Consider the following 13654-nt stretch of genomic DNA (forward strand, 5'->3'; position numbering starts at 1 on the left):
GGGAGTGGGCGAAGCATCGAGACTGTTAACTCATCCACGGATTCGCCCATGCGATCGACGGCCCATGTTCCGGCGCGACCCAGATACGGACTGGCTGACATCATCGGCCTGCTGTTCCGCGAGTTCTGGATCATGCTGCTGGTCTTCATCCTGGTGGTCGCCGTCGGCGCCGCAGCGGTGATGACGATTCGCAAGACCTATGTGGCCAGCGCCGATCTCTATGCCGGAGCGGGCCAGGAATACGCCTATGAGCCGCGCGTCGGGGCCCTGACCGAACGGTCGTCTCAGGCGCCGGCCCCCGGCGAGGTGGCTGTGACGGAGGCCAAGATTCTGCAGAGCCGTGAGGTGGCCCTGCGCGCCGTGCGGGCCCTTGGGCTCGAGGCCTTCCAGAAGCCCGGCAAGCTGGCGACGGGTTCGCTGGCCAAGCAGGAAGGCGACGCGATCAAGTCGATCCACGACGGGCTGGAGATCGGCACCCAGCCTCTGAGCCCCGTGATCGCCCTGAGCTATGAAAGCGACAACGCCGACAAGTCGGCCAAGGTGCTGAACGCCTTGATCGAGGCCTATCGCGGTTATCGACGCGAAGTGTTCCAGGACGACTCGACCTCGGCGATCGACGCCCAGCGCGTGACGTTCGAGGATGAACTCGCCAACGTCGACCGAAACTACGAGTCCTTCCTGGCGTCGAATGACATCGGCGACTTCGCCACCGCCAAGGCCTCGGCGGCGGCGACCTATCAGTCCCTGTTCACCGAGCGGATGCTGACCCAGGCCCAGCTGAGCCAGATGGCGGCGCGCGTGGCGACCCTGGAGCAGCAGCAGCGCAATACGCCCGCCGAGGTGACGCTGCAGCAGGATCTGAACATCTCGGCCCAGGATCAGATCCGCACCCTGCGCGCCGAGCGGGCCCAGCTTCTGTCGCGCTATCAACCGGACGCCCAGCCGGTGCGAGACATCGAGGCGCGGATCGCCGAGCAGGAGGCGCTGGTCGCCGGCGGCAACACCGTGGGTCCCAAGGAGGTGCGCATCGGGCCGAGCACCGTCTGGACCGAGCTGGAAACCAACCGCATCAACGCCGCCGCTGATCGCGACGCCCTTGTGGACCGCCTGGCGACCCTGGACGCCCAGTTGACCATGCTGCGCGACCGGCAGGCGCGGCTCACCCGGCTGGAGTCGGAGAACGCTGTCCTGGCCGGCAATCGCGACGTCCTGACCGCCAGCATCCGCGAGTTCCAGCAGCGCGGCGCCCAGAACCGGGCCGACAACGACCTGGTGGCCCAAGGGGCGGACAATGTCCGCGTCCTGTCCTACGCCGCCGCGCCCACGCGCGGATCCAGTCTGAAGCTGCCCCTGCTGGCCCTGGTGATCCTGTTCGCGGGCTTCACGGCCCTCTGTGTGGGGCTGCTGCGCGTGGTCACGCGGCGCGGCTTCGTGACCCCGGCCTCGGTCGGACGAACCCTGCAGATGCCGGTTCTGGCGGTCACCCCGGTCAAGGCGTGAGCGACGTGGCCGCCGCATGCCACAGCGACGCGGCGACCGTGTTACGCTGACATCATGTGTGGCGCGTAACCGATTCGATGGTCGATCTGACTTCGGAAATGGCCGGCCTTCTGGCCGCTCTTGGACCGGCTCCCGCCTATCGGGGGCGGGTGATCCAGTTCGTCTCCGCGGGAGCGGGGGAGGGCGTGTCCACGGTCGCCCGAGAATTCGCTCGGCTGGCCGCCGTCCGGGCTCGGAAGCCCGTCTGGCTGGTGGACGCCGACCTGGCGCAGCAGGGCCAGCAGGACGCCGTGGCGGCGGACCCTGAGCGTTTCGGGCGGCTGGGCGACACGGTCGCGGCGAGCCCGGACGGTTCGATCTTCTACGCCGTTTCGCCTCAGCTTGTCGGGCGCAGCGGCGATCCGGTGCCGGCGTCACGCCTGCTGACGGCGCGGCCCTGCCTGGGCGGTCGCCTGTTCGTCAGTCGTTTCCGCATCGAGAGCCTGAGGTCCGGCCAGAGGGTCGAGGCCCTGCCGGATCCCGCCTACTGGGATGCCATGCGCAGGCATACGGACACCGTCGTGATCGACAGCCCGGCGGCCGAGCGGAGCGACACCTCGATCGTTCTGGCGCCCTTCGTGGATGCGACCGTGCTGGTCGTGGCGGCCGAGAGCACGGCGGCCAATGAGCCGGTCATCCTCAGAGACGAGATCGAGGCCGTCGGAGGCCGCATCGCTGGGGTGGTGGTCAATCGGTCGCGCTACAAGCCGCCGGGCTTCCTCAAGCGGCTGACGGGCTGACCCTGTCGAGGCGGGCCAGTTCACGCGCGCCATAGAAGTGGGGCTCAAGTCCCTCCATCCACAACACCTTTCCCAGACCGCGTGCGGCGCGATCCAGGGTTTCGGCGCGCCGGGGGCTGGCGATCAGCATGAGCGCGAGCGAGGCCACGCCCCAGACCAGGGTCTGAGCGACCCCGACACCCATCCAGAACACGACCGAAGCGGGCTTGCCGGCGCGATGGGCGATCTGAGGCGGACTCTGGCCATAGGCGAAGGCGCGGGCCAGGGCGTATTTCAGGGTCGCGCGATGAGAGGGCGCGAACTCGTCAACCCAGGCGTCAGCCGCCCATCCGAACCGCCCGCCGCGCGCGGACAGAGCGGAGAACAGGGCGTCATCCTCGCCGCCGCTCTGGTCGGACGTCGTGTCGAACGGCGCCGGGCCGGGCAGGGCCGTCGCGCGCACCATCAGGGCGTTGCCGCAGCCATAGGCGTGGTCGATCAGACCGGTCTCCGCCGGGCCCTGACGGCCGAAGAAGCGTTCAAGATAGGGGGTCCTCCAGCCGGTTCCCTCGGGCACGCGGCCACGGATGGGACCGAAGACGACGTCGGCGCCGGTCTCAACCTGACCGGCGATCAGGGCGGACAGCCAGTGCGGTTCGGCCGCCTCGTCGTCGTCCAGGAAGGCGATCAGGGGGGCGTCTGTCGACTGCAAGGCCGCATTCCGGGCGGTCGCGACGCCGGGCTGCGGCTCATGCACATACATAAGCGGGCAGGGGCTCTCGGCGGCGAGCGCCCCGACGGCCTCGCGCGCGGTCGCCTTGGGATCATTGTCGACGACGACGATCTCGCGCAGCCGGGCCTCGACCCCGGTCTGGGCGAAGACCGAACGCAGGGCACGGGTCAATTCGGCCGGGCGACGCAGGGTCGGGACGATGACGGCGATATCGGCGGCCATGTCAAACGACCTCGGCGTAGAGGGCGGTGCGGTAGAGACGCAGGGAGAAGGACCGCGCCTTCGCCGGCAAGGCCTCGGCGAGGGCCGCGCGCTTCATCAGGGGCCGCCACAGGCCGAGGCCCGGCACTCGCTTCAGCAGGCGCGCGGCCTTGAAACTGGGGTAGGCGGCCAGGATGTCGGGATGCAGGGCCGCGACTCGCGCGAAGTTGGGCGCCGACTGCTCGTACTTGCGCGCCAGATCGGCGGCGGTGTCGAGGCCCATGTGGGTCGCCGGATTGTCGACGTGGATGACGGGAAAGCGACGCGACACCCGCATGGCCCATTCCACATCCTCCCAGCCCCAGCCGCTGAACGCGGGGTCGAAGGCCTCGCTGTCGAAGACGTCGCGACGGACCAGCAGGTTGGAGGTGTAGACGTACTTCTCCGGCGCCCTGGAGCGCTCGACGTGGTCCAGGCACTCGCCCTTGGTCGCCATGGCCCGGTGCAGTGCGAACTTCCGGTCCGTCGGGGCCTGTTTCAGCGAAAAGCCGCCGAAGGCCACGGCGGGATCGGCGTCGCGGATCAGCGCCGCCCAGCGGCCGAGGAAGTCTCGGGTGTCGGGTCGCATGTCGCTGTCGAGAAACAGCAGGGTGCGTCCGCGCGCTGCGGAGGCCAGCCGGTTGCGGCCGATGGACCGGCCCTCGTTCGCGGTCAGGGTGATCAGGCGGACGGGCAGGGCCATGGCGGCGACGACGTCCGTCAGGGCCGCCGTCAGGGCGGCGTCGGCGGTGCCGTCGTCCAGCACGACCAGTTCGACGGCGCCGTTCAGGACCGCAGCCTCAGTGTCCAGCGCCGCCAGCAAGGCTCGCGGATCGTCGCGGAGGAAGGGAATCAGGACCGAGAGGATAGGCCGGGCCGCGTCGCGCGTCGGGCTGTCGACGATGAGGGCGCTCATGCCGCCGCCTCCTTGCCGAACCGACGACGATACAGGCGCACGGCGATGTCGCGCACTCCGGCGGCGTTCAGGGTCAGGGCCGCCCCCGCATAGACGAGGCCGCCGACGGTGGCGTCCATCATCAGCTCGGCGAAACCGCCGATGGGCGGCAGGAACCAGACGGCCAGGGCCATCAACCCGGTGGCGATCAGGCAGCGGATCAGGGCCTCCCACGGGACCGGGAGGGGCATGACACGGCCTCCGAGGACGCGCGCCGTGGTCAGGCTGATGGCGAAACTGGCCGCCGTGGACCAGGCCGCGCCCATGACCCCGAAATGCGGTATCAGGATGATGTTGAGGATGACATTGGTGATGGCCGGCACCGTCATGGTCACGAGAAGCAGCTTCGTTCTGTGGGCCAGGGTGAAGGCCTGACCGAAATAGTAGGCGGTCATGCCGTAGAGGAGGGCCGACAGGGCGATCCAGGGCGTGATGGCGGCGGCGGCCTCGCGCAGTTCCGGGCCGATCATGACCTCGCCCAGCGGTCGGGCGACGAGTGCGACCCCGGCGGCGGCGGGCACGCCGATCAGCAGAAAGGTCGAGGCCTGTTCGCGCGCGGCCTCCTTCAGCCGGTCCAGCCCGCCCCGTTCCAGAGCCATCACCAGGGCCGGCTGACCGGCGGCGCCGAGCCAGATAAACAGGATGTCGAGCGTCCGGTTGGCGATGCTGTAGCCCGCGTGATAGGCGCCTACCGCCGCCTCGTCCATGAAGGCGGCCAGCAGGAAACGGTCGGTCGAGGCCAAAACGAGAGCCAGGGCCAGCCCCGCGGCGATCGGATAGCCATAGGCGGCGTAGCTGCGGATCCGGGCGCGGTCGATGACGCCGTCGCGCGCCTGTCGAAGTTCGCCGGGCAGCAGGAAGGGCAGGACGATCAACGGGGCAAGACCGATGCCGATCAGCGGCGCGGCGCCTCCCGCGCCCAAGAGGGCGGCGGCGACGCCGATGGCCAGTCCGGCGATGGTGGTGACGATATCGACGGTAGCGGACTTGCCGACTTGACCCTCGGCGCGGAATCGCTCCTGCGCCAGCTTGGCCAGGCAGCGGAGGGGACAGCCCGCCAGACCGGCGGCGACGGCGAACTTGAACAGGGGATCCAGCGGCGCGAGCCACAGGAAAAGGCCGGCCACGACGACGAAGCCGCCGATCATGATGAAGGCCATGCGGTAGAGGCTGGCGAAATGCGACGCCATCTCCGCCGCCGACTTTTGCGCCGCCCAGTAGCGCGCCATCGCGGCCTCCAGCCAGCTGAAGGTCGCCACATGGGCCAGGGTCAGGATCGAGAAGGCGAGGGCGTAGCGGCCGAACTCATCGGGATGCAGCAGGCGCGTGAACAGGAAGATGGCCAGAAAGCCGACCACCCCCTGAACGATGTTGGCGGGCAGATAGCCCCAGACCCCTCTCCAGAACATGCCGGACCCGCTCAGCGCACCGCCGCCCGGTCGCCGAGCAGCACGGGGATGGTGATGGCCATGATCCAGAGGTCCATCCAGAAGGACTGGCGCTCGATGTAATCGACGTCCAGTTGCACCCGACGGCGCACGTCCTCGGCGCTGTCCAGAGGGCCGCGCGAGCCGTTGACGGCGGCCCAGCCGGTCATGCCGGGCTTCATCCGGTGGCGGTGGGCGTAGTCGGCGACCAGGGCGGCGGATTCGGTTTGGCCAGTCTTCATGCCGATGGCGTGGGGGCGGGGACCGACGAGAGACATCTCGCCCTTCAGCACGTTCAGCAGCTGAGGCAGTTCGTCCAGGCTGGTCGAGCGCAGGATGCGGCCGACGCGGGTGACCCGGTCGTCGTTGGCCGAAATCTGACGCGAGGCGGTGGCGTCGGCGGCCTCGTGCCGCATGGAGCGGAACTTCCAGACCACGATTTCCTCATGGTTGAACCCGTGGCGGCGCTGGCGGAAGAAGATCGGGCCGGGGCTGTCCAGGCGAATGGCCAGGGCGACGAGCCCCAGGATCGGCGCGACGAGGGCGAGGGCGAGGCTTCCGACCAGCACGTCCTGAAGCCGCTTGTTGAAGGCGCGGCGGTCCGGGCTGCGCGGAGCGGTGACCGGCGCCAGCGGGGCCTGGGCCAGCTTGGCCAGGGCGGCGTCGCGTTCCGCCTCGCCCTGCGGATCGACCAGCAGGCTGACTTCATTGGGCAGAACCTGCAGGCGCGCCGTCAGCTCGCGCACGCGGGCATGGGCGGCCGGGTCGATGGCGACCACGATCCGGTCAACATAGGGAATCATCCGATGCTTCAGCAGGTCATCGGCGCGGCCAAGAACCGGCACCCCGGCCACGGCGTCGGGCGAGCGGGCCAGACGGTCGTCGAAGACGCCCAGGACATTCAGGTCTCGCCTCTGCAAGGCGTCGTTGATCAGGCGTTCCGCATGCCGCGTGGCGCCGACGACGACGATATTGGGCGTCAGGGCGCCGCTACGCCGCCATCGGGCGACCAGACCGCTCCAGACCAGATGCAGACCGGCCATGACGGCGAACGCGGTCATCAGCCAATCGCCGACCCGGCCGATGTCGCCGCCCGGCAGGCTCCAGGCCGTCAGGGCCGCCACGCCCGCAGCCGCCAGGATCACGACGGCCAGGGCGGCGAGATGGCGGATCAGTCTGTGGTCGCGCTTGAACCGGTACAGGCCCAGGGACGGCATGACCGCCTGAACGATCAGGGCCGCGACGACGAGGGGGGCGACCATCACGACCGAGGCCTCAGCCAGGCTTCGAGCCTGCCCGCCAGCCGCCCAGAACAGGGTCACGCCCCACAGGGCCGCCAGGTCGACCAGATGAAAGGCGTGGGCCGCCAGTCGCGCCGAGCTGCGCTGGCGTGTGTTGAGCCAGACGCCGGGACGGAAAGGTCCGCGACGCGCCTCCGGGGGCACAGCCGAGGCGGCGGGCGCGGAAGCGCCGTTCGTCGCGGCGTCACCGCTGCGGCCGGTCGTCAATCCCGGCAGATCGGCGTTAAGAGTGTGCGTCATCGTTTCCGCGCGTCCTGATGGCGCGCACTTGTGCACAGGCCGCGTGGACGTGGCGTTAACACCCGCCCGAAGGCGGCGAACTCTGACGGAAAAGTCTGGCGGAGACGGAGGGATTCGAACCCTCGATACCCCTTACGGGGTATGACGATTTAGCAAACCGTTGCCTTCAGCCACTCGGCCACGTCTCCGGCAGGCGCCGTCGATAGCGAAGTGATGGCCGCCTTGCAATCGGCCAGAGCGAAATCGGCGAATAAGTCTGAAGCGACCGCGGTCGAGCCCGCCGGGGCGGCCTTCAGTCCTCCGGCAAGGCGAAGGAGCCCGTGCGGACCTCGCCAGCCGGATGATAGACCGCCATGACCACGCCGGTTGGAGAGATGGCGCTCTGTCGCAGCGTCAGGTCGCCGGGACGGACGGCGCCGTCGAACCACCGCTTGCCGTGGCCGAGCAGGACCGGGAAGGTCATCAGCCGCAGATCATCGACCAGGCCGTGCTCGAGCAGGGCGTGGATCAGGACGCTGCTGCCCTGGGTCAGGAGCGGCGGACCGTCGCCCTGTTTCAGCGCCGCGACGGCGGCGGGCACGTCGCCGGTCAGGGCGACGGAGTTGGCCCAGTCGAGGGTGTCGGGCGACGAGGTGGCGACGTACTTGATGACACGGTTGAAGACGGCGCCGATCGGGTCGTCCTCGGGCATGCGCGGCCAGTGGCCGGCGAAGATGTCATAGGTTCGACGACCCAGCAGGAGGTCGAACGGCTGGTCGAAGACGTCCATGAAGGGGTTCATGGCCTCGTCCCAGTGGGGGAAGGTCCAGCCGCCGAAGGCGAAGCCGCCGGACGGGTCCTCGGTCGGGCCGCCGGGCGCCTGCATGACGCCGTCGAGGCTGGTGAAGGCGGCGACGATGAGTTTGCGCATCGGACGGCTCCGGATTTCAGCGGCGGAAGGGGAAGAGGGTGCGCAGTTTTGGATCCCGCAGCCACAGTCCGCCCCACATGACCAGACCGAGATAGAGGCTGAACAGCTGATGGCTGAACAGGGGATTGCCGACGCGGACCTGGGTGGCCATTGCCCCGCCCAGCAGGCCCATCATCATGACGGCGCCCAGAACGCTGGTGCGAGGGTAGATGTAGAGCAGGACAAAGGCCAGCTCCATCAGGCCGATGGCCAGGACGTAATCCGCCGACCAGCCGAGGCCGACCAGGGTCTCGGCCGCGACCGGCATGCCGAGCAGCTTGGGTGCGACCGAGGCGCCCAGCATGAAGAGGACGAACAGGGCGCTGAGCGCCCTGCCGGTCCAGACCATGGGCGAGGCCTTCATTCGAAACCCGCGGTGCTCGAGGGTCGCCAGTCGGCGGCGGGGATGGCGTTGATCATCCACGGGATGCCGAACCTGTCGATCAGGTTGCCGTAGCCGGGCGACCAGAAGGTCTCGCCGAACGGCATCTGGGGCGTGCCGCCTTCGGACAGGGCCTCATAGACGCGCCGGCATTCGGCAACGTCCTCGGAGTGGTAGGTGACGTCGAAGCCGTTCTTGGGCTTGCCTATGTTCGGCGCGAATTCGGGCGGCATGTCGGCGCCCATGATGGCCTGGCCGTCCGGCAGCTCCAGCCAGCCGTGCATGAGCCAGTCCTTGTATTTGGCATCGACCGGCATGTCGGGCGGCCCGTCGCCGAACGGATAGGCGGCGGTGACCTGTCCGCCCAGAACGGCGGCGTAGAATTCGAAGGCTTCGCGGCATTGGCCGGAAAAGCTGAGGCTGGTGACGATTTTCATGTCGGCGTTTCCTCTTCTGTATTGTCGTTGGATCAGTCGGGATTGGCGGCGAGCCAGGCCTCCAGCCGGTCGGCGGTGCTGTTCCAGCCGTGGCGGTGGCCGGTCAGGCTCTGTTCGGACTTCAGGCCCTCGTGGGTGAAGTCCATCCGGGTGCAGCCGTCGTCGGTCTCGATGAGGCGGACGGTGACCAAGGTATCGACCGGCGGCCCGTCCTCGTGGCTCTCGTCCCATTTGAAGGTGAAGGCCAGGCGCTCGGGGGCGACGATCTCGGTGTAGACGCCGCCCTGCCACAGGTTTTCGCCGGTGTCGGGGGAACGCAGGCAGATGCGCCAGGCGCCGCCGACGCGGAAGTCGCAGGTGGCGCTGACGGCGGGCCATTCGACCGGCCCCATCCACAGCACCAGAACCTCCGGATTGGACCAGGCATGCCAGACCAGATCGCGCGGGGCGTCGAACACGCGCTGCAGGTTCAGCGTCGGGCGGACGGCGGGGGCGACGACTTCAGCGACGGACATGGAACAGCTCCGGTCAAGGTCCAGACTACAGGGCCTTCACCAACTCGGCCAACTGGTCGGCGACCTGGCCCCAGCCTTCATGGAAGCCCATCTGCTCGTGCTGCTTCAGGGCGTCCTCGTTCCAGTGGCGGGCGGTCGCCGTGTATTTCGTTTTCCCGTCGGCGGTCGGCTCCATGTCGATCTGGGCGACCATGAAGGGTTGGCCGGACGGCTTCCAGTCGGGAGTGAAGGCGTCGGTCGAGATCAGGCGACGGTTCTCGATCACTTCGAGGAAGACGCCGGAATTCGGGAAGCGCTCGCCGTCCGGGCCGTGCATGACGAAGTTGAACCGACCGCCGGGACGGGGTTCGACGACGGCGTCGGTAATGCGCCACGGCTTGGGGGCGAACCACTGGCTGAGGATCGTCGGGTCGGTATAGGCGCGGAAAACCTTCTCCGGCGAGGCGTCCAGAATACGCTCCAGGGTCAGGTCGAAGGCGTGGGCCGCGCCGTCGGTGTCGCAGGGGTTGTTGTCAGTTTCGTTGGCCATCGTCGTTTCCTTTCTGAATCTTGCGAAGATAATCTTCCAGACGGTCGAAGCTCTGGTCCCAGTAGCGGCGGTAGTGTTCCAGCCACTCGGCCATGCCCTTCAGGCCCATCGGCTCCAGCCGGGCCGGGCGCCACTGGGCCGCCTTGCCGCGAGAGATCAGCCCGGCCCTCTCCAGCACCTTGAGGTGCTTCGACACCGCCGGCAGGCTCATGTCGAACGGCGCGGCCAGATCGCTGACGCTGGCCTCGCCCTCGGTCAGTCGCGCCAGGATGGCCCGACGGGTCGGGTCGGCCAGGGCGGCGAACTTGGCGGAGAGGGGGTCGGTCTGCATGGCTTCGATTGTGTGTAACTGATCGGTTAAATGCGCTGGTGTCGGTGGGTTGTCAACCGATAGGTTAAACAAGGCGCGGGAACGGCCATGCGGCCCACCGGTTGATCTGGTCAACGCGAGGAAAACATCATGCAAGCCGTCGTCCTGAACTGCACCCTGAAGCCGTCGCCGCAGACGTCCTCGACCGAGGCGCTGGCGAAGGTGGTCGTCGCCGAGCTCGAGAAGGGCGGCGCCGAGGTCGAGCTGATCCGGCTGGTCGATCTGGACATCAAGCCCGGGGTCAGCGGAGACGAGGGCGACGGCGATCAGTGGCCAGAGGTGGACGCAAAGCTGAAGGCCGCGAACGTCGTGGTCTTCGCCACCCCGACCTGGCTGGGCCAGATGTCCAGCGTCGCCCTGCGCGCGCTGGAGCGGATGGACGCCTGGTTCGGCGAGACGGACGACACCGGCCGGCCGGTCGCCGTCGGCAAGGTGGGGGGCATCGTCGTCACCGGCAACGAGGACGGGGCCCACAATATCGTGGCGACGATCTCGCAGGGCCTGATCGACATGGGCTTCACCATCCCGGCCCAGAGCTGGACCTACTGGCACCTCGGCCCGGGCCCCGGTCCCGACTATGTCGAGACGGATCAGGGTCACGACTATTCCGACCGCGTCGGGCGCAACGCGGCGCGCAACCTGCTGGCGCTGGCGAAGGTGCTGAAACCGGAGACCTACCCTGTGCCGGAGAGCGGCGAATAGCGATTTGCCGTTCTTCAATGCGGCGCTATGAAGGGGTGAACAAGTCGGGAACCTCGCCATGTCCGTGATCGCTCTCGCGCTCGCCGCCGCGCTGCAATCCATGCCCTCGGCTTCCGCCGAGGCGCAGGTCGCGGCGGTGCTGGACCGGCTGAACGTCGCCTCCGCCGCCGCCGACGGTCCGGCCTATTTCGCCCTGTTCGCGTCGGACGCGCGGTTCATCGGGACGGATGCGTCGGAGCACTGGTCACTGGGCGAGTTCCGGGCCTTTGCCGAACCCTATTTCGCCCAGGGCAAGGGCTGGTCCTATCCGGCGACGGAGCGGACCATCACAATCGCCCCGATCGACTGCCGTTGCGTCGCCTGGTTCGAGGAGAAGCTGACCAACGCCAGCTATGGCGAGACGCGCGGCTCGGGCGTGCTGCGTTTTGTCGATGGCGAGTGGAAAATCGAGCAGTATGTGCTGAGTTTTGCCGTGCCGAACGAGGCGTCAAAGGCCGTGGTCGAGGCGATCGCAGCCCAGAAGGCCGTGGCGGCGGCGGGGCGGCCGGGCGGCTGATGGACTTTCACGAGGAGGCCTTCGTCCTGTCGGCGCGGGCGCATGGCGACACCGGGGTGGTGGTCGATCTCCTGACCGAGACCCACGGGCGGCGCAGCGCCTATGTGGCCGGCGGGGCGTCGCGAAAGATGAAGCCGTTTCTGCAGGCCGGCGCGCGGGTCATCGCCGACTATCGCGCCCGCACCAGCGATCATCTGGGCTCGGCGCGGCTGGAGGCGGTGGGCGAGGGGCCGAGCGCCCTGTTCGACGACGCACTGGCCCTGACCGGGCTTGCGGCGGCGGCGGCGGTGACCCAGGGCGCGCTACCGGAGCGGGAGCCGCATCCGGGCGCGTTTCTGGCCTTCGAGGCCCTGATGGGGGCCTTCGCCATCCCCGACGTCTGGCCCGCCATCTTCGTGCGGTTCGAGGCGGGACTGCTCGAGGATCTGGGATTTGGTCTCGACCTGTCGCGGTGCGCGGCGACCGGGGCGATGGACGATCTGATCTGGGTCAGTCCGCGCACAGGCCGGGCCGTGTCTCGGGAGGCCGGCGCGCCCTATGCCGACAAGCTCCTGACGCTGCCGCCCTTCATGCTGGGCGCCCAGGCGGGGCTGGGTGAGGGCGATGTGGGCGCGGGGTTCGACCTGACGGGTCACTTTCTCGAACAGTTCGTGTTCCATCCGCAGAACCGGCCCATACCCGAGGCCCGGGTGTGGATGCTGAGCCGGCTGGCCGAGGCGGGACGCCTCTAGCCGAAGGTGAAGGCGAAGACCTGAACGCCCGGATCGAGGAACTCGATCTCGAACGTGCGCTCTCGCACCGGACCCTTCTGGCGCACCAGTTGATAGAGCCGTTCGCCCTGAACCCGGCCCATGCCCTGGGCGTCGATGTCCACGCCGGCGTCCGCGCCCGGCGACTGGCCGTCGATGCGCACCCGGAAGCGGGGCGTGGCGCCGGACGTCCCCGACCCCATGACCAGGTGGAGATCACGCGCCTTGAACCGGAAGGCCAGCCGCCCGCCCGCACGCTGGAGGTCCGCGTGCTCGCGGGTGACCCGCCATTGGCCAGAGAGGCTCCAGTCGTTCAGGGCGAGCGCGGCCGGCGCGTAGTCCTTCACCGCGTCGCGGACCAGACCGCCCGGCGAGCGGAAATTCTCGGCGCGCGCGTAGCCGACGTAGGTCTCAGGCGAATCCAGACGGGAGAAGTCCGCCGCTGCGGCGTCGCCTTGCGCCTTCACCTGCACGGTGGACGCATCGACCCGGGCGCCGGCCTCCTTCAGCAGTTGTTGGATGACCCGTTCGGAGCCCTCGTAGTCGCCCTCGCCGAACCGATGGTGACGGATGCGGCCCTGTGCGTCGATGAAGTAGTGGGCGGGCCAGTACTGGTTCTTGAATGCGCGCCAGACGGCGAAGTCGTTGTCCATGGCCACGGGATAGGTGACGCCCAGACGCTGGATCGCCTGCCGGACATTGGCCTCGGACTTCTCGAAAGCGAACTCCGGGGTGTGGACGCCGATCACGACAAGCCCGTCGTCCCGGTACTTGTCCGCCCAGGCTTTGACGTAGGGCAGGGCGCGCAGGCAGTTGATGCAGGAGTAGGTCCAGAAATCGACCACCACGACCTTGCCCCTGAGTTGCTCCATCGTCCGGGGCGGGGAGTTGATCCAGGTCGTCGCGCCGCCCAACGAGGGGGCCAGCCCCTCGACCGGCAGATTCGCGACATCGACCGGTGCGCGGCCCATGGGCGTTCCTCGACCGACAGTCGTGAGCAGGCCCTGTTCAAGGCGGCCGGTGCTGGCGGCCGAGACCCGTGTCAAAAGACCAGTGTCGAGGCCCAGAGCGATCAGGGCGACCCCGACCAGCACCAGGGCGCCCAGCCCTCGCCGCAACCACTCGCCGGCGCCCAGTGCCCCCTTCATGGCCTTGAACACCCGACCGCCGACCAGCAGGGCCAGGCCGAGAGAGGTCGCGGCTCCGGCGGCGTAGGCCAGGAGCAGGAGGGTGGATCCCACACCCGCGCCCTGCTGGGCGGCGCCGGTCAGAATGACGCCGAGGTTCGGCCGCGGGCATGGGGCCTAGAGG

16 protein-coding genes and 1 tRNA gene are annotated in these 13654 nt (G+C 68.7%); 5 read left to right on the forward strand and 12 right to left on the reverse strand.

The window, feature by feature from the left end:
* Positions 1-48: 48 nt before the first annotated feature.
* Positions 49-1500, forward strand: coding sequence for a GumC family protein (locus tag ACT6QK_RS02875; protein WP_444596302.1), 1452 nt, complete (start codon positions 49-51; stop codon positions 1498-1500).
* Positions 1501-1577: 77 nt separating this feature from the next.
* Entirely contained in the window at positions 1578-2279 is a 702-nt protein-coding gene (locus tag ACT6QK_RS02880) for a hfsB (protein WP_444596303.1), read from the forward strand.
* Here ACT6QK_RS02880 and ACT6QK_RS02885 read toward each other — a convergent pair.
* From ACT6QK_RS02885 to ACT6QK_RS02935, 11 genes are all read right to left on the reverse strand, one after another.
* Positions 2260-3213 (reverse strand): glycosyltransferase family 2 protein, encoded by a 954-nt coding sequence (locus ACT6QK_RS02885; RefSeq protein ID WP_444596304.1) that lies wholly within the window; start codon positions 3211-3213, stop codon positions 2260-2262. The genes ACT6QK_RS02880 and ACT6QK_RS02885 overlap by 20 nt on opposite strands.
* A gap of 1 nt (position 3214) precedes the next feature.
* Entirely contained in the window at positions 3215-4147 is a 933-nt protein-coding gene (locus ACT6QK_RS02890; protein ID WP_444596305.1) for a glycosyltransferase family 2 protein, read from the reverse strand.
* Positions 4144-5595: a lipopolysaccharide biosynthesis protein gene (locus ACT6QK_RS02895; RefSeq protein WP_444596306.1), complete on the reverse strand. Its 1452-nt coding sequence runs from the start codon at positions 5593-5595 to the stop codon at positions 4144-4146. Before ACT6QK_RS02895 ends, ACT6QK_RS02890 begins: the two co-directional genes overlap by 4 nt.
* Before the next feature lie 11 nt (positions 5596-5606).
* Complete coding sequence (locus ACT6QK_RS02900) at positions 5607-7154, reverse strand: exopolysaccharide biosynthesis polyprenyl glycosylphosphotransferase (RefSeq protein WP_444596307.1); 1548 nt, start codon at positions 7152-7154, stop codon at positions 5607-5609.
* 96 nt (positions 7155-7250) lie between these two features.
* Positions 7251-7342, reverse strand: a tRNA-Ser gene (locus tag ACT6QK_RS02905).
* Positions 7343-7446: 104 nt separating this feature from the next.
* Positions 7447-8064 (reverse strand): dihydrofolate reductase family protein, encoded by a 618-nt coding sequence (locus tag ACT6QK_RS02910; RefSeq protein ID WP_444596308.1) that lies wholly within the window; start codon positions 8062-8064, stop codon positions 7447-7449.
* 16 nt (positions 8065-8080) lie between these two features.
* On the reverse strand, positions 8081-8467 hold the full coding sequence (locus ACT6QK_RS02915; RefSeq protein ID WP_444596309.1) for a DoxX family protein: 387 nt from the start codon (positions 8465-8467) through the stop codon (positions 8081-8083).
* The gene (locus ACT6QK_RS02920) at positions 8464-8922 is read right to left on the reverse strand and encodes a VOC family protein (protein ID WP_444596310.1); all 459 of its coding nucleotides are present in this window, start codon (positions 8920-8922) and stop codon (positions 8464-8466) included. Before ACT6QK_RS02920 ends, ACT6QK_RS02915 begins: the two co-directional genes overlap by 4 nt.
* A 32-nt stretch (positions 8923-8954) precedes the next feature.
* On the reverse strand, positions 8955-9437 hold the full coding sequence (locus tag ACT6QK_RS02925; protein WP_444596311.1) for an SRPBCC family protein: 483 nt from the start codon (positions 9435-9437) through the stop codon (positions 8955-8957).
* Positions 9438-9462: 25 nt separating this feature from the next.
* Positions 9463-9966: an SRPBCC family protein gene (locus tag ACT6QK_RS02930; protein WP_444596312.1), complete on the reverse strand. Its 504-nt coding sequence runs from the start codon at positions 9964-9966 to the stop codon at positions 9463-9465.
* Positions 9950-10297: an ArsR/SmtB family transcription factor gene (locus tag ACT6QK_RS02935; RefSeq protein ID WP_444596313.1), complete on the reverse strand. Its 348-nt coding sequence runs from the start codon at positions 10295-10297 to the stop codon at positions 9950-9952. Before ACT6QK_RS02935 ends, ACT6QK_RS02930 begins: the two co-directional genes overlap by 17 nt.
* A gap of 129 nt (positions 10298-10426) precedes the next feature.
* On the opposite strand from ACT6QK_RS02935, the gene ACT6QK_RS02940 reads away from it, so the two are divergent.
* From ACT6QK_RS02940 to recO, 3 genes are read left to right on the forward strand one after another with little or no spacing between them, the layout of a single operon-like run.
* On the forward strand, positions 10427-11038 hold the full coding sequence (locus tag ACT6QK_RS02940; protein ID WP_444596314.1) for a flavodoxin family protein: 612 nt from the start codon (positions 10427-10429) through the stop codon (positions 11036-11038).
* 58 nt (positions 11039-11096) lie between these two features.
* Positions 11097-11594 carry a nuclear transport factor 2 family protein gene (locus tag ACT6QK_RS02945; protein WP_444596315.1) on the forward strand — a complete coding sequence of 166 codons (498 nt, stop codon included), beginning with the start codon at positions 11097-11099 and terminating at the stop codon, positions 11592-11594.
* Positions 11594-12325, forward strand: coding sequence for a DNA repair protein RecO (gene recO / locus ACT6QK_RS02950; RefSeq protein WP_444596316.1), 732 nt, complete (start codon positions 11594-11596; stop codon positions 12323-12325). Before ACT6QK_RS02945 ends, recO begins: the two co-directional genes overlap by 1 nt.
* On the opposite strand, the gene ACT6QK_RS02955 is transcribed toward recO, so the two are convergent.
* A complete protein-coding gene (locus tag ACT6QK_RS02955) occupies positions 12322-13584 on the reverse strand; it encodes a thioredoxin family protein (protein ID WP_444596317.1) in 1263 nt (420 codons plus the stop codon). The two genes, recO and ACT6QK_RS02955, sit on opposite strands and share 4 nt — an antisense overlap.
* Between the last annotated feature and the right edge of the window lie 70 nt (positions 13585-13654).

The organism is Brevundimonas sp., assembly GCF_052436175.1.
In the GTDB taxonomy this organism is placed as follows: domain Bacteria; phylum Pseudomonadota; class Alphaproteobacteria; order Caulobacterales; family Caulobacteraceae; genus Brevundimonas.

Coding starts and splice junctions, on each gene's coding strand:
- ACT6QK_RS02945 (WP_444596315.1), top strand. CDS start 11,097: ATGTCCGTGATCGCTCTCGCGCTCGCCGCCGCGCTGCAATCCATGCCC.
- recO (WP_444596316.1), top strand. CDS start 11,594: ATGGACTTTCACGAGGAGGCCTTCGTCCTGTCGGCGCGGGCGCATGGC.
- ACT6QK_RS02880 (WP_444596303.1), top strand. CDS start 1,578: ATGGTCGATCTGACTTCGGAAATGGCCGGCCTTCTGGCCGCTCTTGGA.
- ACT6QK_RS02875 (WP_444596302.1), top strand. CDS start 49: ATGCGATCGACGGCCCATGTTCCGGCGCGACCCAGATACGGACTGGCT.
- ACT6QK_RS02910 (WP_444596308.1), bottom strand. CDS start 8,064: ATGCGCAAACTCATCGTCGCCGCCTTCACCAGCCTCGACGGCGTCATG.
- ACT6QK_RS02920 (WP_444596310.1), bottom strand. CDS start 8,922: ATGAAAATCGTCACCAGCCTCAGCTTTTCCGGCCAATGCCGCGAAGCC.
- ACT6QK_RS02885 (WP_444596304.1), bottom strand. CDS start 3,213: ATGGCCGCCGATATCGCCGTCATCGTCCCGACCCTGCGTCGCCCGGCC.
- ACT6QK_RS02935 (WP_444596313.1), bottom strand. CDS start 10,297: ATGCAGACCGACCCCCTCTCCGCCAAGTTCGCCGCCCTGGCCGACCCG.
- ACT6QK_RS02900 (WP_444596307.1), bottom strand. CDS start 7,154: ATGACGCACACTCTTAACGCCGATCTGCCGGGATTGACGACCGGCCGC.
- ACT6QK_RS02890 (WP_444596305.1), bottom strand. CDS start 4,147: ATGAGCGCCCTCATCGTCGACAGCCCGACGCGCGACGCGGCCCGGCCT.
- ACT6QK_RS02915 (WP_444596309.1), bottom strand. CDS start 8,467: ATGAAGGCCTCGCCCATGGTCTGGACCGGCAGGGCGCTCAGCGCCCTG.
- ACT6QK_RS02925 (WP_444596311.1), bottom strand. CDS start 9,437: ATGTCCGTCGCTGAAGTCGTCGCCCCCGCCGTCCGCCCGACGCTGAAC.
- ACT6QK_RS02895 (WP_444596306.1), bottom strand. CDS start 5,595: ATGTTCTGGAGAGGGGTCTGGGGCTATCTGCCCGCCAACATCGTTCAG.
- ACT6QK_RS02940 (WP_444596314.1), top strand. CDS start 10,427: ATGCAAGCCGTCGTCCTGAACTGCACCCTGAAGCCGTCGCCGCAGACG.
- ACT6QK_RS02930 (WP_444596312.1), bottom strand. CDS start 9,966: ATGGCCAACGAAACTGACAACAACCCCTGCGACACCGACGGCGCGGCC.